Genomic DNA, 18,874 nt, shown 5'->3' with positions numbered 1-18,874 from the left:
TACCAGTACATGAGTACAAATGGAATAAAAAAAGCCCCAATCACAGGATCGGGGCTGTATATTTTACTTTACGTCAGTGAACGTAGTTTTTTACGCGGTGGTTACGCGTCACGACGGCGGCTGCTGCCGTTGTCATCACGACGCGGTGCGCGACCTTCGCGGCGCTCGCCACCAAAGCTACGGCCGCCTTCGCGACGTTCACCAGAGAAGCGACGACCTTCACCACGACCGCCTTCACGACGCTCGCCACCGAAACCACGACCACCGCCACGACGTTCGCCGCCGCGATCGGTACGCGGTTGCGCGTCGCCCAGCAGCTGCATGTTCATCGGCTTGTTCAGGATGCGGGTACGCGTAAAGTGCTGCAGCACTTCGCCCGGCATGCCTTTCGGCAGCTCGATGGTGGAGTGAGACGCAAACAGCTTGATGTTGCCAATGTAACGGCTGCTGATGTCGCCTTCGTTGGCGATAGCGCCCACGATATGACGAACTTCAACACCATCATCACGGCCCACTTCAATGCGGTACAGTTCCATATCACCCACATCACGACGCTCGCGACGCGGACGATCTTCACGCGAACCACGATCATTACGGTCGTTACGGTCGCCACGACGCTCAAAGCGATCGTCACGGTCACGGAACTCACGCTTCGGACGCATCGGCGCATCCGGCGGCAGGATCAGCGGACGTTCGCCCTGCGCCATTTTCAGCAGTGCAGCGGCCAGCGTTTCCATATCCAGTTCCTGACCTTCCGGCTGCAGTTTGCCGAGCAGGTTGCGGTACTGGTCCAGATCGCTGCTTTCCAGCTGCTGCTGAACTTTCGCGGCGAATTTTTCCAGACGGCGTTTGCCCAGCAGTTCTGCGTTCGGCAGTTCCACTTCCGGAATGGTCAGCTTCATCAGACGTTCGATGTTGCGCAGCAGACGACGCTCGCGGTTCTCAACGAACAGCAGCGCGCGGCCAGCACGACCCGCACGACCGGTACGGCCGATACGGTGAACGTAAGATTCGGTATCCATCGGGATATCGTAGTTCACCACCAGGCTGATACGCTCAACGTCCAGGCCACGGGCCGCAACGTCTGTCGCGATCAGGATGTCCAGACGACCATCTTTCAGGCGATCCAGGGTCTGCTCACGCAGGGACTGGTTCATGTCGCCGTTCAGCGCCGCACTGTTGTAGCCGCTGCGCTCAAGGGCTTCAGCCACTTCCAGGGTCGCGTTTTTGGTACGAACGAAGATAATCGCCGCATCAAAGTCTTCCGCTTCCAGGAAACGCACCAGCGCTTCGTTTTTACGCATGCCCCAGACAGTCCAGTAGCTCTGGCTGATGTCAGGACGGGTGGTGACGCTGGACTGAATGCGCACTTCCTGCGGCTCTTTCATGAAGCGGCGGGTAATGCGGCGGATTGCTTCCGGCATCGTTGCGGAGAACAGCGCGGTCTGATGACCTTCCGGGATCTCCGCCATAATGGTTTCTACGTCTTCGATGAAGCCCATGCGCAGCATTTCGTCAGCTTCATCCAGTACCAGACCGCTCAGTTTAGAGAGATCCAGAGTGCCGCGTTTCAGGTGGTCCAGCAGACGACCCGGCGTACCGACGACAATCTGCGGCCCCTGACGCAGGGCGCGTAACTGCACGTCATAACGCTGGCCGCCGTACAGGGCAACCACGTTTACGCCGCGCATATGTTTAGAGAAATCCGTCATTGCTTCAGCAACCTGAACCGCCAGTTCGCGGGTCGGCGCCAGCACCAGGATTTGCGGTGCTTTCAGTTCCGGATCAAGATTGTTAAGCAGCGGCAAAGAGAACGCTGCGGTTTTACCGCTACCAGTCTGGGCCATACCCAGAACATCGCGGCCGCCCAACAGGTGCGGGATACATTCCGCCTGGATCGGGGATGGTTTTTCGTAACCCAGATCGTTGAGTGCTTCGAGGATAGGAGCCTTAAGACCCAGATCTGCAAAAGTGGTTTCGAATTCAGCCATGTAGTACGTGTGCCTCAATATCAATGGCGGCCAGTCTACATAACTCATCGTGAAAACTTACGGCAATTTTCATTGAAAAGTGTGAACCGGCTCAAATTAGTTGAATTAACGAACAATAAAGCCCTCACCCGCGAAGGTGATGGCAATCAAAAAGACTTTGGGCTGATATATGTTCGTCAGCTATTGCTGGTCCGATTCTGCCAGGTCATCTTGCTCCTGGCCCAGGAGCGATAATTCCAACAATGCGTATCGGTGCTCAACAAAGTTATGAACGTTGTTAGCCACCGCCAGTTTGAACAGTGCCGTAGCGCTGTCCCTGTCCCCCAGACTTAGGTAGTACTTACCTAAATAGAAGTTGGTTTCACTGAGATGCTCAGCGAGCGAGGTGTTATCCGTTGCGTCCGCCTTCAGTTTTTCCATTAGCGTTTGTTCGCTAATGTCACCGAGGTAGAACTCGACAATGTTCCATCCCCATTGCTCTTTATCCGATTTGTCGAAGCGCTGTTTCAGTGCTTCGCGCGCCTGTTTTTCGTCGAGCTTACGCTCAACGACATAAAGCCACAGGCTTCGGAAAGGATCATTGGGATCGTCTTGATAAAACGCCAGCAGATCATCTTGCGCTAACTTAATGCGACCGCCGTAATACAGTGCGATGCCGCGATTTAAATGCGCATAATTGTAAGTTGGATCAAGCTCAAGTACAGAATCAAACGCTTCATAGGCAGCATCAAAATTGCCTGCCTGCGTTAAATAAATGCCTAAGTAATTGAATACTTCAGGCATATCCGGTCGGATTGCCAGCGCTTGTGAAAAATCATTTCGCGCTAAGGCCCTCAGACCGAGACTATCATACAACACTCCGCGCTCATATAAAAGCTGTGCGCGTTCGTCATCGGTTAAAGCCCGACTGGCAAGAATTTGTTCCATGCGTGCCAGAATCACTTCTTGCTGCAAAGTCGGTTGCAATGGTACCGCGAGGACTTCACTCTTACGCCAGGCAGAGTTGCTGCATCCTGCCAGGGTGAGTGCTGTCGCAACGAAACACCAGCGCAAAAAAGGCTTCATTTCCCACTCCCGAAGACAACTATTGGATGAACGTCCTGTTCCCCGGTTGCAAATCAGGCATCCTGCCGGGTCAATACGCCCCCCGCTTTCGCGGAGGGCAAATGGCAACCTTACTCGCCCTGTTCCGCAGCCGGTGCTTCCGGCGCGGCGGCAGGCTGAGACTGCTCGGTCGCTTCTTTAATGCTCAGACGGATACGGCCCTGACGGTCAACTTCCAGCACTTTCACTGGTACTTCCTGACCCATCTGCAGGTAGTCGGTCACTTTCTCTACGCGCTTGTCGGCGATCTGAGAGATGTGTACCAGACCTTCTTTACCGCCACCGATGGCAACGAATGCACCAAAGTCGACGATACGGGTCACTTTACCGTTGTAGACACGGCCCACTTCGATCTCGGCAGTGATCTCTTCGATACGACGGATAGCGTGTTTCGCTTTGTCGCCGTCGGTCGCTGCGATCTTCACGGTGCCATCATCTTCGATTTCGATGGTGGTGCCGGTTTCGTCGGTCAGCGCGCGGATCACAGAACCGCCTTTACCGATCACGTCTTTGATCTTGTCCGGGTTGATCTTAATGGTGTGGATACGCGGCGCGAACTCAGAGATATCGCCACGCGGCGCGTTGATCGCCTGTTCCATCACGCCCAGGATGTGCAGACGCGCACCTTTAGCCTGGTTCAGAGCAACCTGCATGATCTCTTTGGTGATGCCTTCAATTTTGATATCCATCTGCAGGGCAGAGATACCGTCGCGGGAACCCGCCACTTTGAAGTCCATGTCGCCCAGGTGATCTTCATCGCCCAGGATGTCAGACAGCACAACGAAGTTGTCGCCTTCTTTCACCAGACCCATCGCGATACCCGCAACGGCGGCTTTCACCGGCACACCCGCGTCCATCAGCGCCAGAGAAGCGCCACAGACGGAAGCCATAGAAGAAGAACCGTTAGATTCGGTGATTTCAGACACTACGCGCACGGTGTACGGGAATTCATCCATCGTCGGCATAACCGCCAGCACGCCACGTTTCGCCAGACGACCGTGACCAATTTCACGACGCTTCGGCGAACCGACCATGCCGGTTTCACCGACAGAGTACGGAGGGAAGTTGTAGTGGAACAGGAAGCTGTCAGTGCGCTCGCCCATCAGTTCGTCGATGATCTGCGCATCACGGGCGGTACCCAGGGTCGCGGTGACCAGCGCCTGTGTTTCACCACGGGTGAACAGTGCGGAACCGTGAGTACGCGGCAGCACACCAGTACGCACATCCAGACCACGGATCATGTCTTTTTCGCGGCCATCGATACGCGGCTCGCCTGCCAGTACACGGCTACGAACAACGTTTTTCTCGATAGCGTGCAGGATTTCGCCCAGCTCGTTAGCGTCCAGGGTTTCGTCTTCTGCCACCAGCGCATCAATGGTTTCAGATTTGATCACGTCAACCTGAGCATAACGCTCCTGCTTGTCAGTGATGCGGTAAGCATCGCTCAGACGCGCTTCCGCCAGTGCAGCAACGCGTGCGTTCAGCGCGTCGTTTGCCGCTTCTGGCTGCCAGTCCCAGCGCGGTTTGCCCGCTTCTTTGACCAGGTCGTTAATATTCTGAATGACAACCTGCTGCTGCTCGTGGCCATAGACCACCGCACCCAGCATTTGATCTTCGCTCAGCAGTTCCGCTTCGGATTCCACCATCAGCACAGCGGCTTCAGTACCGGCAACCACCAGATCCAGTTTGCTGGTTTTCAGCTCTTCCTGGGTTGGGTTCAGTACGTACTGGTCGTTGATGTAACCAACGCGAGCGGCACCGATTGGGCCGTTGAACGGAATGCCTGACAGCGACAGCGCTGCGGAAGCGCCAATCATCGCCACGATATCCGGGTTAACCTGCGGGTTAACGGAAACCACGGTCGCAATGACCTGGACTTCGTTAACGAAACCTTCCGGGAACAGCGGGCGAACCGGGCGGTCAATCAGACGCGCAATCAGCGTTTCGCCTTCGCTCGGACGGCCTTCACGACGGAAGAAACCACCCGGGATTTTACCGGCAGCGTAAGTACGCTCCTGGTAGTTAACGGTCAGCGGGAAGAAGTCCTGACCCGGCTTGGCTTTTTTCTGACCGACCACGGTAACGAATACCGCGGTGTCATCCATGCTTACCATCACAGCGGCCGTTGCCTGGCGCGCCATCATGCCGGTTTCCAGCGTTACGGTATGTTGGCCGTACTGGAATTTACGAACGATCGGATTAAGCAAAATAATATCCTTTACTTGATTGGGGGACAGCACACCATGCTGGTATGCCGACCAGTGCACCCGATCCTCTTGCATCCTCGCGACTAATGACAATCCTAACCCACCCCGGGTCAAGCCTCTCATTAGCCGCGCGAACCTCTGCAATGAAGATCATTTAAAGCAACAATACATTAGTTTCCAGTGAATTGCTGCCGTCAGCTTGAAAAAAGGGGCCATGAAGGCCCCTCTTTATGAAACTCGCCAGACTTAGCGACGCAGGCCCAGACGCTCGATCAGCGCGGTGTAGCGTGCAACATCTTTACGTTTCAGGTAGTCGAGCAGTTTACGACGCTGAGAAACCATGCGCAGCAGACCACGACGGCTGTGGTGATCTTTTTTGTGCTCTGCAAAGTGACCCTGCAGGTGGTTGATCTGTGCAGTCAGCAGAGCAACCTGAACTTCGGTAGAACCGCTGTCGTTAGAACCACGACCGAACTCGGAAACGATTTTAGCTTTAGCTTCAACGCTTAGAGACATTTTAAACTCCAGAATTAAAAAGAAATAAAGGGTGCCGATCTCTAATTCAGCCACCCTGAGATTAACGCTGCGACAAATGTTAAACAAATGTGCAGACGTCAAGCGGCAATATTCTACTCGCAGCGCCCTGTAATCGCAAGATGAGCGCTTTACTGCGGGTATTCCACCACCAGACGACGCGGCGCGACACGGCCTTCGTCGTCAATTTCGCCCATCCCGATAAACGCGTCGTCATCACCTTCTGTCACCCGGACCAGACCCGCGACGGGTGCCTGAGAGGCCCGCACCGGTTGCCCCTGCTTAAAGTAAGCGGCGACGACCGTTGGAATGTTCACCCGCGGGAAATCAGAAGCAGGACTGTCCATTGGCATCAACAGCGGATCCAGCAACTGTGCGGCAGGAATGCCCTGCACTTCCGCCTGTTCGACCAGCGCACGAAGCTGCTCAAGCGTAACCATTCGCTCGACCGGGTATTTGCTCACTGCCAGACGACGCAGGAAGATCACATGCGCGCCGCAGCCGAGCTTTTCACCTAAATCGTCAATGATGGTACGGATGTAGGTGCCTTTAGAGCAGTGCACTTCCAGCTCCAGCTCATTGCCTTCGTGACGAATAAACAGCAGTTCGTAAACGGTAATCGGCCGCGCTTCACGCGGGACGTCAATCCCCTGACGCGCGTACTCGTACAGTTTTTTACCCTGATACTTTAGCGCGGAATACATCGACGGCACCTGCATCGTGTCGCCACGAAAGCTGTCCAGCGCCGCAGCCAACTGGGCATCGGTGAAGGTCACCGGGCGCTCTTCGACGATTTCACCGTCCGCATCAGAGGTGTCGGTACGCTGACCGAGACGCGCGATAACGCGATAGCGTTTATCGGAGTCCAGCAGGTACTGAGAAAACTTGGTCGCTTCGCCGAGGCAAATCGGCAGCATGCCGGTCGCCAGCGGATCCAGCGCACCGGTATGCCCGGCACGGTTGGCGTTATAAATACGCTTTACCTTTTGCAGGACATCATTGCTGGACGCGCCCTGCGGTTTGTCCAGCAGCAGTACGCCATGCACATCGCGACCACGACGACGAGGACGACTCATCAGTCCTCCTTGCTGTCGTCCGGGTTCACACGACGCTCTTCGTCATGCTTCACCACGTTGGTCACCAGGTTTGACATGCGCATCCCTTCGACCAGCGAGTTGTCGTAGAAGAAGGTCAGCTCAGGCACGATACGCAGGCGCATCGCTTTGCCGAGCAGCGTACGGATAAAACCAGAGGCTTCCTGTAACGCTTTGATGCCCGCTTTAACAGCGGCTTCATCTTTGTCGTTCAGGAAGGTGACAAATACTTTGGCATAGGCCAGGTCACGGGACATTTCGACACCTGAAACGGTGGTCATCATACCCAGACGCGGATCTTTGATTTCGCGCTGCAGGATGATAGCAATCTCTTTTTGCATCTCCTGTGCCACGCGCTGCGGGCGACCAAATTCTTTCGCCATAATAAATTCTCCAGACTAAAGACAAAAAAGGGGCAAAAGCCCCTTTTGAAATGCATTGCCGGGTGGCGCTGGGCTTACCCGGCCTACAACCCGGCCGTAAGCCCGGTAAACGAAGTGTCACCGGGCATGGCGAAGGATTACTCGATCGTACGCTGGATTTCGATAATCTCGAACACTTCGATCATATCGCCGGTACGCACGTCGTTGTAGTTCTTAACGCCGATACCACATTCCATACCGTTACGGACTTCGTTGACGTCATCTTTGAAGCGGCGCAGGGATTCCAGCTCGCCTTCGTAGATAACCACGTTGTCGCGCAGAACGCGGATCGGGTTGTGACGTTTGACCACACCTTCGGTAACCATACAACCTGCGATGGCGCCAAATTTCGGTGATTTGAACACATCACGAACTTCAGCCAGACCGATGATCTGCTGTTTCAGTTCCGGAGACAGCATGCCGCTCATCGCCGCTTTCACTTCGTCGATCAGGTTATAGATGACGGAGTAGTAACGCAGATCCAGGCTTTCTGATTCGATCACGCGGCGAGCAGAAGCATCGGCACGGACGTTGAAGCCCACCAGAATAGCTTCGGAAGCGGCTGCCAGCGTCGCGTCGGTTTCGGTGATACCACCTACGCCGGAACCCACGATCTTCACTTTCACTTCGTCGGTAGACAGTTTCAGCAGAGAGTCGGTGATCGCTTCCACAGAGCCCTGAACGTCAGCTTTCAGTACGATGTTCACTTCGTGAACTTCGCCCTCGGTCATGTTGGCAAACATGTTCTCGAGTTTAGATTTCTGCTGACGCGCCAGTTTAACTTCGCGGAATTTACCCTGACGATACAGTGCCACTTCACGCGCTTTTTTCTCGTCACGAACTACAGTCACTTCATCACCCGCCGCCGGAACACCGGACAGGCCGAGGATTTCAACCGGGATAGACGGACCCGCTTCCAGCACTTCCTGACCCAGTTCGTCACGCATTGCACGAACACGGCCATATTCGAAGCCACACAGCACGATATCGCCTTTGTTCAGCGTACCTTCGCGAACCAGAACCGTCGCCACCGGGCCACGACCTTTATCCAGGAAGGATTCAATCACCGCGCCGCTCGCCATGCCTTTACGGATTGCTTTCAGCTCCAGCACTTCCGCCTGCAGCAGGATGGCGTTCAGCAGATCGTCGATGCCGGTTCCCGCTTTCGCCGAAACGTGGACGAACTGGCAATCGCCGCCCCACTCTTCAGGGATGATGCCGTACTGAGCCAGTTCGTTTTTAACGCGATCCGGATCCGCTTCTGGCTTATCGATTTTGTTCACTGCAACCACCACCGGCACCTGCGCCGCTTTCGCGTGCTGGATAGCTTCGATGGTCTGCGGCATCACGCCGTCGTCTGCGGCAACCACCAGAACAACGATATCCGTCGCCTGCGCACCACGTGCACGCATCGCGGTAAACGCGGCGTGACCCGGGGTATCCAGGAAGGTGATCATGCCGTTTTCGGTTTCAACGTGGTAAGCACCGATGTGCTGGGTGATACCACCCGCTTCACCGGATGCCACTTTCGTCGAACGAATGTAGTCGAGCAGCGAGGTTTTACCGTGGTCAACGTGACCCATGATGGTCACTACCGGTGCACGCGGTTCAGCCGCAGCGCCGGTATCACGGTCGCTCATTACTGCTTCTTCCAGCTCGTTTTCACGACGCAGGATAACTTTGTGGCCCATCTCTTCGGCAACCAGCTGTGCGGTTTCCTGGTCGATGACCTGGTTGATGGTCGCCATTGCACCCAGTTTCATCATCGCTTTGATGACCTGAGAGCCTTTGACCGCCATCTTGTTCGCCAGATCGCCAACGGTGATGGTTTCGCCGATCACGACGTCACGGTTAACCGCCTGTGCTGGCTTCTGGAAGCCCTGCTGCAGCGTGGAGCCTTTACGTTTGCCGCCTTTACCACCACGAATGGCGGCACGCGCTTCTTCACGATCAGCTTTGGATTCCGCGTGTTTGTTGCCTTTTTTCGGGCGCGCGGCTTTCGCGTTACGACCACGGCCACGACCGCCTTCTACTTCACGATCGTTTTCGTCTTCAGCCTGGCGCGCATGTTGAGAGGTCGTGACGTGATAGTCGCTCTTGTCGTCTTCCACGACGTCCTGCTCAGCCCAGGTGTTGGCATTTTCTTCCGCCATGCGGCGAGCTTCTTCCGCAACACGACGGGCTTCAGCTTCCAGTTTACGACGCGCTTCTTCTTCCGCTTTACGCTTCAGCTCAGCAGCTTCGTTTTCCCGGCGAACTTTCTCAGCCTGGGTGGTTTTGGTTTTTTCGTCGATTTGTTGATTGCTCACTTTGTCTTTTTCCGCTACTTCGCGTTTCGCCTTGTCTGCGGCATCACGCTTAGCTTGTTCTGCGGCCTCACGTTCAGCTTTTAATTGCGCCTCACGCTTGGCTGCTTCCTCAGCTTCACGACGGGCTTGCTCTTCCGCTTCACGCTGCGCTTCTTCTTCGGCCGCGAGACGCTCAGCTTCTTGAGGATCGCGTTTTACAAAGGTGCGTTTTTTGCGGACTTCAATCTGTACCGATTTACTTTTCCCACCGGTACCCTGAATGCTTAATGTGCTACGCGTTTTGCGCTGCAACGTCAACTTATCCGGGCCTGAACCATGCTCGCGGTTCAGGTGCGTTAATAAAGTTTGCTTCTCTTGCGCGGTCACAGAGTCTTCAGCGGACTTCGGGATCCCTGCATCAGCAAATTGCTGTACCAGGCGTTCCACGGAAGTCTGAATCTCTGCGGCCAGCGATTTTACGGTTACATCTGTCATGCTGTTCCTTCCTGCTACAGTTTATTACGCTTCGTCACCGAACCAGCAAATATTGCGGGCGGCCATGATGAGTTCACCAGCCTTCTCGTCGGTCATCCCTTCGATATCAGCCAGGTCATCAACGCCCTGTTCGGCGAGATCTTCCAGCGTACAAACACCACGGGCAGCCAGTTTGAATGCCATTGTGCGATCCAGACCTTCAAGGTTCAGCAGATCGTCAGCCGGTTTGTTATCACCGAGGCTTTCTTCCTGAGCCAGCGCCAGCGTGGTCAGTGCGTTTTTCGCGCGTTCGCGGAGTGCTTCTACGGTCGGTTCATCAAGACCGTCAATTTCCAGCAGCTCTTTGATCGGCACATAGGCCAGTTCTTCCAGTGAGGAGAAGCCTTCTTCCACCAGCACCGTCGCGAAATCTTCATCAATATCGAGATATTTGGTGAAGGTATCGATAGCGGCGTGCGCTTCAGCCTGGTGTTTCGCCTGCAGGTCATCAACCGTCATTACGTTGAGTTCCCAGCCGCTCAGCTGAGAAGCCAGACGAACGTTCTGACCGTTACGACCGATGGCCTGCGCCAGGTTACCGGCTTCAACCGCGATATCCATGGTGTGTTTGTCTTCGTCGACCACAATGGAAGCGACATCAGCAGGCGCCATCGCGTTGATCACGAACTGGGCCGGGTTGTCGTCCCACAGAACGATATCAATACGCTCGCCACCCAGTTCGGTGGAGACCGCCTGCACACGCGCGCCGCGCATACCAACACAGGCACCGACCGGGTCGATACGCTTGTCGTTGGTTTTCACAGCGATTTTCGCGCGAGAACCCGGATCGCGGGCCGCAGCTTTGATTTCGATAACTTCTTCACCAATTTCCGGCACTTCAATGCGGAACAGCTCAATCAGCATTTCTGGTTTGGAGCGGGTCACGAACAACTGGGCGCCACGCGCTTCCGGACGAACGGCGTACAGCACGCCGCGAATGCGGTCACCCGGACGGAAGTTTTCGCGCGGCAACATGTCTTCACGCAGGATAACGGCTTCAGCGTTGCTGCCGAGATCCAGGCTGATGTTGTCGCGGTTCACTTTCTTCACCACACCCGTGATGATTTCGCCTTCGTGCTCGCGGAACTGATCAACCACCATCGCGCGCTCGGCTTCACGCACTTTCTGTACGATAACCTGTTTAGCGGTCTGGGTGGTGATACGGTCAAACGTCACCGATTCGATCTGGTCTTCTACATAGTCGCCAACGTTGAAGCTTTCGTCTTCAAAACGGGCGGCTTCCAGGGTGATTTCTTTGGTCGGCTGGGTGACTTCTTCAACCACAACCCAACGACGGAAGGTATCGAAGTCGCCGCTTTTGCGATCGATTTCAACGCGAACATCGATTTCCTGTTCGTATTTTTTCTTGGTAGCCGTTGCCAGAGCACTTTCCAGCGCTTCGAAGATCTTCTCGCGCGGCAGCGCCTTTTCGTTGGAAACGGCTTCAACAACAGCCAAAATTTCTTTGTTCATCGGGGCCTTTCACCTCAATCCAGACTGTTAAAAGTGGGGAACCAGGTTCGCCTTCTGGATGTTACTCAGCGCGAACACTTCATCTTTTCCTTCGACGGTTACCGTGATCATCTCACCGTCGACCGCTTTAATGATGCCCTGCCATTTGCGACGATTCTGAACCGCCATACGCAGGACCAGCGTGGCCTCTTCACCCACAAAACGCGAGTAGTGCTCAGCAGTGAACAGAGGGCGATCGAGGCCCGGGGAAGAAACCTCCAGGTTGTAGGCGACAGTGATAGGGTCTTCGACATCCATCACCGCGCTGACCTGATGACTGACATCAGCGCAATCATCAACATTGATGCCATCTTCACTATCAATATAGATGCGTAGCGTCGATGTACGCCCGCGAACGAATTCAATGCCAACCAGCTCAAACCCTAAGGCTTCGACTGGCGCAGTGAGCATCTCAGTTAATTTCTGCTCTAATGTGGACAAACCCACCCCCAGGACATAAAAAAAGGGCGTATAGCCCAGTTATTCTGTAGTCAGATAACAAAAAACCCCGATAAATCGGGGCTTTAGATAACTGAACCCTATAACCGCAAATGCGGTCTGGAAACATTTTCCAAGAGATTTCTTTCAAATCCAGCTACGAAGCCCAATGTCTTCACAGTATATTTGAAAAAAAACTCTATGGGAAAATGGTTGCGGGGGCCGGATTTGAACCGACGACCTTCGGGTTATGAGCCCGACGAGCTACCAGGCTGCTCCACCCCGCGCCTGAAACGTGGCATATTTTACTCATACGAAGTAAAAAGTGCAAATACTGCTGGGATTTGGTACCGAAGACGGGACGTTAAATCGGGGTGCAGTATATTGAAAAATCATGTGATCTGTCAACCCACGACTTCTCTTCCCCGCAAACAGCATAGATCCACTACGCTTATGCATACTCATATGCGGGCGGCGGAAGAAAAATTCAAGAAAAATGCGTGAATCACTTCCTGTCATGCGCAAAAGATGATTAAATGAAAACTCATTTAAACTGCATAAACATGCAATAAGAGCTTAACGGCAGTTTCATCATAGTCTGGCTAGCAGGGTTCTATTTATGACGACGATTCTCAAGCATCTTCCTACAGGTCAACGGATTGGTATCGCTTTCTCAGGCGGGCTGGACACCAGCGCCGCGCTGCTGTGGATGCGAAAAAAAGGTGCGATTCCTTATGCATATACTGCGAATCTGGGTCAGCCGGATGAAGACGATTATGACGCCATCCCGCGCCGCGCGATGGAATACGGCGCCGAGAACGCCCGCCTGATCGATTGCCGTAAACAGCTGGTCGCCGAAGGCATTGCCGCCATCCAGTGTGGCGCATTCCACAATACCACCGGCGGGCTGACCTATTTTAACACCACGCCGCTGGGCCGTGCCGTGACCGGCACCATGCTGGTTGCCGCGATGAAAGAAGACGGCGTGAACATTTGGGGCGATGGCAGCACCTATAAAGGCAACGACATCGAGCGTTTTTATCGCTACGGCCTGCTGACCAACGCTGAGCTGCAAATCTACAAGCCGTGGCTCGATACTGATTTTATTGATGAGCTGGGCGGCCGTCATGAGATGTCCGAGTTCATGATCGCCTGCGGGTTCAACTATAAAATGTCGGTTGAGAAAGCCTATTCCACCGACTCCAACATGCTCGGCGCAACCCATGAAGCGAAAGACCTGGAGTTCCTGAATTCCAGCGTGAAAATCGTCAACCCTATTATGGGCGTGAAGTTCTGGGACGAGAGCGTGAAGATCCCGGCGGAAGAGGTTACCGTTCGTTTTGAGCACGGTCATCCTGTCGCCCTGAATGGCAAAACGTTCAGCAATGACGTGGAACTGATGATGGAAGCTAACCGCATCGGTGGCCGCCATGGTCTGGGCATGAGCGATCAGATCGAAAACCGGATTATCGAAGCCAAAAGCCGTGGCATTTACGAAGCCCCGGGCATGGCGCTACTGCATATCGCCTACGAGCGTCTGCTGACCGGTATTCATAACGAAGACACCATCGAGCAGTATCATGCGCATGGTCGCCAACTGGGCAAACTGCTGTATCAGGGCCGCTGGTTTGATCCGCAGGCGTTGATGCTGCGTGACGCACTCCAGCGCTGGGTGGCGAGTGCGATTACCGGCGAAGTGACGCTCGAACTGCGTCGCGGTAACGACTACTCGATCCTCAACACGGTCTCCGACAACCTGACCTACAAGCCGGAACGTCTGACGATGGAAAAAGGCGACTCCGTCTTCTCCGCGGATGATCGTATCGGGCAACTGACCATGCGTAATCTGGACATCATCGATACCCGTGAAAAACTGTTCAGCTATGCGGAAACCGGGCTGCTTTCGTCTAATGCCGGCAATGGCCTGCCGCAGGTCGAAAATCTGGAAAGCGGCAAGCAGAAATAACCACCGCTGAATCTTCTTTCAAAGGCCAGCATATGTTGGCCTTTGTGATTACAGTTTGCTGTAAAAGCGCATCTCCTCAGAAAACGCGAAGGGGAAAGTCTGTAGGGTTGTACGATGCGCAGATAAAAAAACCGCTGTTCCGACGGAGTACAATGCCGGAACAGCGGGGGCGAAACCTTCGCCAGTAAGACAATCAGGCCGCAGACGGTACCAGCGTAATACGATTCAATGGTCCAACAATAAACAGGTAGGAAATGAGGCCAATAAGTCCCATTGAACCGACGTACAGGATGGCAAAATCAAACGACTGCGTATTCGCAAGAATCACACCGATAACCAACGGCGTAATAATACTCGCCATGTTGCCGCACATATTGAACACTCCCCCTGCAATACCCAACACTTCTTTCGGTGAAGTATCGCTGAGCACACACCAACCGAGGTTACCAAAACCCTTCGCGAAAAATGCCAGGCTCATGGCGGCAATCACCACAAATTCCGACGAGGTGTAGTTGGCGATAACAATCACGCAGGAGAGCAGCATGCCGCAAATCACGGGCAGTTTGCGGGCGATTGTCAGGCTGTAACCGCGTTTAAGCAGCCAGTCTGAGAAGACGCCGCCGAGCAGGCCGCCGATAAATCCTGCAATAGCAGGAATACTGGCCACAAAGCCGACCTTCAGAATCGACATTCCTTTGGCCTGATACAGGTAGGTTGGAAACCAGGTCAGAAAGAACCACGTGATGGATGTGACGCAGAACTGGCCAATGTAGACACCGATCATCATCCGATTTACGCAGACACTTTTAATCTGGGCGAGCGTTATCTTCTGTGGTTCCTTTTTGCTGCCAAGCGTGGGTTCACCACCACCATTGCGAATATAATCAATTTCCTGTTGATTAACTTTTGGATGGTGCATTGGGTCTTTGACTTTAATTAACCAGAACACACCGAGAATAACCCCAATGGCACCAATATAATAAAAGACAAAATGCCAGCTTAAATTATGCAGGATAATAGTCATCAGCGGAGTAATAATGCCCAGCGAGATATATTGTGCCGCCTGGTAAACGGAGGTGACAAACCCGCGTTCATTATTAGGAAACCACTGCACGCTCAGACGGCTGTTGGCCGGAAAGGCTGGTGCTTCAATTGCGCCCATCAGCAAACGCAGAATAATCAGCACAATTAATGGACTGGCATACAGATAAATGGTGCCCTGGAACATGGTGACCAATGACCAGCCGATTAATGCGCAGCCGTAGACCAGTCGGGAGCCATAGCGGTCTAATAGCCAGCCGCCAGGTAGTTGCATTATCACATACGCAATACCAAAGGAAGAAAAGGCCAGCCCCATCGCTTCAGGATCAAAACCCAGCTCTTTACTCATTATGGGGGCAACAACGGATAATGTTGCACGATCGGCATAATTAAATACAGTCGCAAGAAATAAAAAAATAAGGATGCTGTAACGCACTTTGGTACGCTTTATTATTGTGTTCATTCTCTACTCCTCAGGTAAGGGCAGAAATATTTCTGTAAGGTAAGAGGGCGGAAATCAGTCCCGCCTGCGGAAACTAAGGACGTTTACCAAATTCGCAGCTTAATTGTGTCCAGCGGCGCGCCTGTTCACTCAGCGTAAAGCCCAGACCATGACGGTCGGAGACCCACATACGACCATCACGAAGTTCGAGCTGCTCATTGAACAGAGGGTTCAGCCACTCGAAATGCTCCAGCCAGGGTTCCAGTGGATAGGCGGCTGAAAGATGCAGGTGGACTTCCATAGCAAAATGCGGAGCAAGTTTGCGACCGTGCTTTGCCGCCAGATCCATGATTTTCAGAAACGGCGAGATACCACCGACACGCGGTGCGTCAGGCTGAACAAAGTCGCTGGCGTTGCCAAGAATCAACTGCTCATGTTCGCGGAAGCTGGTGAGCATTTCTCCGGTAGCGACTGGCGTATCCAGCGCGGCGGCAAGCTGTGCGTGACCTTCAATGTCATACGCATCCAGTGGCTCTTCAATCCAGATAAGGTTGAACTGCTCCATTTTGCGGCCCATCCGGATTGCCGTTTCCCGATCCCATTGTTGGTTAGCATCAACCATAAGCGGAAAATCGTCGCCCAGCGCTTCACGTACGGCCGTTAAGCGACGAATATCCTCGGCACAGTTGGGTTGCCCGACCTTTAGCTTGATACCACCGATGCCGTTTTCACGTGAGATCACCACATTCTTCAGTACCTGATCGAGCGGCGTATGCAGGAAACCACCGGAGGTGTTGTAGCACTGTACAGAATCACGGTGTGCACCCAGCAGTTTTGCCAGCGGCAGACCCGCACGTTTGGCCTTCATATCCCAGAGTGCAATGTCGACAGGAGAGATGGCCTGAACCGCCATCCCGCTGCGCCCTACGGACGCGCCAGCCCACAGCAGCTTAGTGTAGATTTTGTCGATATCATTCGGATCTTCGCCAAGCAGATTGTCGGCGATCTCTTTGGCATGGGCATAAATACCCTGACCACCGGCGCGTTTGGAGTAACTAAAACCCACGCCTTCAAATCCATCACGGCTACGGATTTCAGCGATGATGATCGCCACTTCGGTCAGGGGTTTTTGACGACCGGTCAATACCTTTGCGTCACTCACCGGTGTGGCCAGCGGCAGAAATGCCAGTGACAACTTCACCCATTCGATACGGTCACCGGTCTCCGCTGCCGTTCTGACATTAGTCGCTTTGGCATACGTTACCGCGTTTGAATTTGCGCTTAAAGACATGTCTCTCTCCGGATTATTGGATAAAATGATTGCGCTAACATTTATATGTTCATGCCATTTCCTTTTCTACAGAGTTGCTATTAATTTGAACAATCGATCACATACAGCGAATAAAGAAGGATATTTCCTGCAGAGCGGATCACAATCCAAAACATTCTGGTAAAATGCCTAATACACAATGATAGCGATAACATTTTGCCATCCACTGAGAAAAGTAAGCTGCTGTATTTGCGGCGTTTCCTGGTCCGACGCTGGCAATAGCCCCATGCATGATGAATAATGCACAATTAATTCGGCAAATTTAGCAGGTACATCAACAGTGAAGAGCACCAAATCACCTCGCGCGCCCACGCTGGAAGATGTTGCCCGCAGCGCCGGGCTCTCGCCCATGACAGTGAGTCGGGCGCTGAATGCTCCGCAATTGGTGCGACCTAAAACGGTTGAGAAAGTGATGCAGGCGGTGAGGACCACCGGCTACATACCTAACGCACTGGCGGGCGGGCTGGCGTCACGACGCAGTAAACTGATTGCCGTCGTAGTGCCACAGATCAACAACAACATGTTTGTCGATACCATCCAGTCACTGAGCGACGAGCTGGCAAGACGCGGGTATCATATTTTGCTGTGTGTGGCAGGATATACCGAACAAACAGAAGCAGAGCTGGTGGCGACCCTGCTTTCCCGTCGCCCCGATGGCGTGGTGTTGACCGGGATCCATCACACCATCGGGCTGAAAAAAGTGATTCTGAACGCAGCCATTCCTGTGGTGGAAATCTGGGATCTCACGCCAACGCCCCTCGATATGCTGGTCGGCTTTTCCCATGAAAAAGTCGGGCAGGCTACAGGTGAATATCTGTTGAGTAAAGGATATCGTCGTCCGGGACTGTTATGGACAGCTGATCGCCGCGCCGCCCAACGTAAACAGGGGTTATGCAACGTTCTTGCGCACCATGCTATCCACGCGATACCGCAGGTTGATGTGCCGCTTCCGGCATCTCTGTCGTTAGGTCGCAGCGGGCTAACGCAGCTCTTTACTGCCGGGGAATTTGACGTGATCGTCTGCAGTTCCGACACACTGGCGCAGGGAGCAATAATGGAAGCAGAAAGTCGTGGATTACGTATTCCACACGATTTAGCCGTCATTGGCTTCGGCGATCTCGATTTTGCTGCCAGCAATCGACCCTCGATCACCACTGTCAGCGTGGACAGACGCGCTATCGGGCAGCGAGCCGCTACGTTGCTGGCCAATCGTATTGAACAGACATCCGGAGAGGCGGCCATCATTGATATCGGCTTCCACTTGATTGAACGTGAGTCTGCATAAGCAAACATAGGCGAATTCAGTCCAATTCATGCGGATTACAGACAAAAAAAGAGACGTCTTTCGACGTCTCTTTTTCTGGAATATTGGTACCGAGGACGGGACTTGAACCCGTAAGCCCAATCGGGCACTACCACCTCAAGGTAGCGTGTCTACCAATTCCACCACCTCGGCACGACTGTATTAGCGCGGGATATCGCTGCTCGGCTGGGCCGGTGCTGCTGGCTGAGTCTGCTCAGTTTTCGCTGGCGCACTCAGAGATTCCCACTCGCTTCCTTTACTGGTTTTATTGGTGTTCAGGTTACCCAGCACCAGGCTGATGATAAAGAACAGCGTCGCCAGTAATGCGGTCATACGGGTCATGAAGTTACCAGAACCGCTAGAACCAAATAACGTGGCGGAAGCACCTGCTCCAAAGGAGGCTCCCATATCAGCGCCTTTACCTTGCTGCAGCATGATCAGACCAATCAGGCCAATCGCCACAATAAGGAAAACAACTAAAAGAGCTTCGTACATAATCAACCTGTTCCTTGCGGGGTGACCGCATGCCAATTGCTTCAACCAATAAAAGCGGGGCGTTTTTAACGTTTCCCACTGAAGCGGGTGTGAATACTAACCAAAGCGAATAACCTTCGCAAGGGCAAATTTATCGCATTGTACCAACTGCGGAAAAAAACAGCAAAAAGCGG

At 53.7% G+C, this 18,874-nt stretch carries 15 protein-coding genes and 2 tRNA genes; 2 read left to right on the top strand and 15 right to left on the bottom strand.

Annotation, left to right across the window (positions count from 1 at the left end; genetic code table 11):
* Nucleotides 1-101: 101 nt before the first annotated feature.
* The 11 genes from AOY23_RS07920 to AOY23_RS07875 all read right to left on the bottom strand — a co-directional run bounded on the left by AOY23_RS07920 (nucleotide 102) and on the right by AOY23_RS07875 (nucleotide 12,411).
* Complete coding sequence (locus AOY23_RS07920; RefSeq protein WP_054178996.1) at nucleotides 102-1,991, bottom strand: DEAD/DEAH family ATP-dependent RNA helicase; 1,890 nt, start codon at nucleotides 1,989-1,991, stop codon at nucleotides 102-104.
* Nucleotides 1,984-2,064, bottom strand: coding sequence for a protein YrbN (yrbN, locus tag AOY23_RS22525; RefSeq protein WP_152958492.1), 81 nt, complete (start codon nucleotides 2,062-2,064; stop codon nucleotides 1,984-1,986). Before yrbN ends, AOY23_RS07920 begins: the two co-directional genes overlap by 8 nt.
* A gap of 107 nt (nucleotides 2,065-2,171) precedes the next feature.
* Nucleotides 2,172-3,056, bottom strand: coding sequence for a lipoprotein NlpI (gene nlpI, locus AOY23_RS07915; protein ID WP_054178997.1), 885 nt, complete (start codon nucleotides 3,054-3,056; stop codon nucleotides 2,172-2,174).
* A gap of 110 nt (nucleotides 3,057-3,166) precedes the next feature.
* Nucleotides 3,167-5,302 carry a polyribonucleotide nucleotidyltransferase gene (gene pnp, locus AOY23_RS07910; RefSeq protein ID WP_054178998.1) on the bottom strand — a complete coding sequence of 712 codons (2,136 nt, stop codon included), beginning with the start codon at nucleotides 5,300-5,302 and terminating at the stop codon, nucleotides 3,167-3,169.
* Nucleotides 5,303-5,548: 246 nt separating this feature from the next.
* Complete coding sequence (gene rpsO, locus AOY23_RS07905; protein WP_017457357.1) at nucleotides 5,549-5,818, bottom strand: 30S ribosomal protein S15; 270 nt, start codon at nucleotides 5,816-5,818, stop codon at nucleotides 5,549-5,551.
* A 149-nt stretch (nucleotides 5,819-5,967) separates the two neighbouring features.
* Entirely contained in the window at nucleotides 5,968-6,912 is a 945-nt protein-coding gene (gene truB / locus AOY23_RS07900; protein WP_054178999.1) for a tRNA pseudouridine(55) synthase TruB, read from the bottom strand.
* The gene (rbfA, locus tag AOY23_RS07895; protein WP_038162401.1) at nucleotides 6,912-7,313 is read right to left on the bottom strand and encodes a 30S ribosome-binding factor RbfA; all 402 of its coding nucleotides are present in this window, start codon (nucleotides 7,311-7,313) and stop codon (nucleotides 6,912-6,914) included. Before rbfA ends, truB begins: the two co-directional genes overlap by 1 nt.
* Nucleotides 7,314-7,450: 137 nt before the next feature.
* Nucleotides 7,451-10,135: a translation initiation factor IF-2 gene (infB, locus tag AOY23_RS07890; protein WP_054179000.1), complete on the bottom strand. Its 2,685-nt coding sequence runs from the start codon at nucleotides 10,133-10,135 to the stop codon at nucleotides 7,451-7,453.
* Between the two features lie 24 nt (nucleotides 10,136-10,159).
* Nucleotides 10,160-11,647: a transcription termination factor NusA gene (nusA, locus tag AOY23_RS07885; protein WP_054179001.1), complete on the bottom strand. Its 1,488-nt coding sequence runs from the start codon at nucleotides 11,645-11,647 to the stop codon at nucleotides 10,160-10,162.
* 27 nt (nucleotides 11,648-11,674) lie between these two features.
* Complete coding sequence (gene rimP / locus AOY23_RS07880; RefSeq protein WP_049848931.1) at nucleotides 11,675-12,127, bottom strand: ribosome maturation factor RimP; 453 nt, start codon at nucleotides 12,125-12,127, stop codon at nucleotides 11,675-11,677.
* A 207-nt stretch (nucleotides 12,128-12,334) separates the two neighbouring features.
* Nucleotides 12,335-12,411: transfer RNA gene (locus AOY23_RS07875), tRNA-Met, on the bottom strand.
* Nucleotides 12,412-12,743: 332 nt separating this feature from the next.
* On the opposite strand from AOY23_RS07875, the gene argG reads away from it, so the two are divergent.
* On the top strand, nucleotides 12,744-14,090 hold the full coding sequence (gene argG, locus AOY23_RS07870; protein ID WP_054179002.1) for an argininosuccinate synthase: 1,347 nt from the start codon (nucleotides 12,744-12,746) through the stop codon (nucleotides 14,088-14,090).
* 193 nt (nucleotides 14,091-14,283) lie between these two features.
* Here the strand turns inward: argG and AOY23_RS07865 are convergent, their stop codons facing one another.
* Nucleotides 14,284-15,594 carry an MFS transporter gene (locus tag AOY23_RS07865; RefSeq protein WP_054179003.1) on the bottom strand — a complete coding sequence of 437 codons (1,311 nt, stop codon included), beginning with the start codon at nucleotides 15,592-15,594 and terminating at the stop codon, nucleotides 14,284-14,286.
* Between the two features lie 73 nt (nucleotides 15,595-15,667).
* Nucleotides 15,668-16,864, bottom strand: a complete 1,197-nt coding sequence (locus AOY23_RS07860) for an L-talarate/galactarate dehydratase (RefSeq protein ID WP_054179004.1) — start codon at nucleotides 16,862-16,864, stop codon at nucleotides 15,668-15,670.
* A gap of 319 nt (nucleotides 16,865-17,183) precedes the next feature.
* Here AOY23_RS07860 and AOY23_RS07855 point away from each other — a divergent pair, with 319 nt between their 5' ends.
* The gene (locus tag AOY23_RS07855) at nucleotides 17,184-18,188 is read left to right on the top strand and encodes a LacI family DNA-binding transcriptional regulator (protein ID WP_054179005.1); all 1,005 of its coding nucleotides are present in this window, start codon (nucleotides 17,184-17,186) and stop codon (nucleotides 18,186-18,188) included.
* A gap of 84 nt (nucleotides 18,189-18,272) precedes the next feature.
* On the opposite strand, the gene AOY23_RS07850 is transcribed toward AOY23_RS07855, so the two are convergent.
* Both AOY23_RS07850 and secG read right to left on the bottom strand, forming a co-directional pair.
* Nucleotides 18,273-18,359, bottom strand: a tRNA-Leu gene (locus tag AOY23_RS07850).
* Between the two features lie 9 nt (nucleotides 18,360-18,368).
* Nucleotides 18,369-18,701, bottom strand: coding sequence for a preprotein translocase subunit SecG (secG, locus tag AOY23_RS07845; protein WP_038160915.1), 333 nt, complete (start codon nucleotides 18,699-18,701; stop codon nucleotides 18,369-18,371).
* Nucleotides 18,702-18,874 lie beyond the last annotated feature (173 nt).

This window comes from Trabulsiella odontotermitis (genome assembly GCF_001297775.1).
Taxonomy (GTDB): Bacteria; Pseudomonadota; Gammaproteobacteria; order Enterobacterales; family Enterobacteriaceae; genus Trabulsiella; species Trabulsiella odontotermitis.
This window is presented reverse-complemented; position numbering and strand designations above follow the sequence as displayed.

Coding starts and splice junctions, on each gene's coding strand:
- truB (WP_054178999.1), bottom strand. CDS start 6,912: ATGAGTCGTCCTCGTCGTCGTGGTCGCGATGTGCATGGCGTACTGCTG.
- rbfA (WP_038162401.1), bottom strand. CDS start 7,313: ATGGCGAAAGAATTTGGTCGCCCGCAGCGCGTGGCACAGGAGATGCAA.
- argG (WP_054179002.1), top strand. CDS start 12,744: ATGACGACGATTCTCAAGCATCTTCCTACAGGTCAACGGATTGGTATC.
- secG (WP_038160915.1), bottom strand. CDS start 18,701: ATGTACGAAGCTCTTTTAGTTGTTTTCCTTATTGTGGCGATTGGCCTG.
- infB (WP_054179000.1), bottom strand. CDS start 10,135: ATGACAGATGTAACCGTAAAATCGCTGGCCGCAGAGATTCAGACTTCC.
- nusA (WP_054179001.1), bottom strand. CDS start 11,647: ATGAACAAAGAAATTTTGGCTGTTGTTGAAGCCGTTTCCAACGAAAAG.
- rpsO (WP_017457357.1), bottom strand. CDS start 5,818: ATGTCTCTAAGCGTTGAAGCTAAAGCTAAAATCGTTTCCGAGTTCGGT.
- yrbN (WP_152958492.1), bottom strand. CDS start 2,064: ATGAAAATTGCCGTAAGTTTTCACGATGAGTTATGTAGACTGGCCGCC.
- AOY23_RS07865 (WP_054179003.1), bottom strand. CDS start 15,594: ATGAACACAATAATAAAGCGTACCAAAGTGCGTTACAGCATCCTTATT.
- AOY23_RS07920 (WP_054178996.1), bottom strand. CDS start 1,991: ATGGCTGAATTCGAAACCACTTTTGCAGATCTGGGTCTTAAGGCTCCT.
- AOY23_RS07860 (WP_054179004.1), bottom strand. CDS start 16,864: ATGTCTTTAAGCGCAAATTCAAACGCGGTAACGTATGCCAAAGCGACT.
- nlpI (WP_054178997.1), bottom strand. CDS start 3,056: ATGAAGCCTTTTTTGCGCTGGTGTTTCGTTGCGACAGCACTCACCCTG.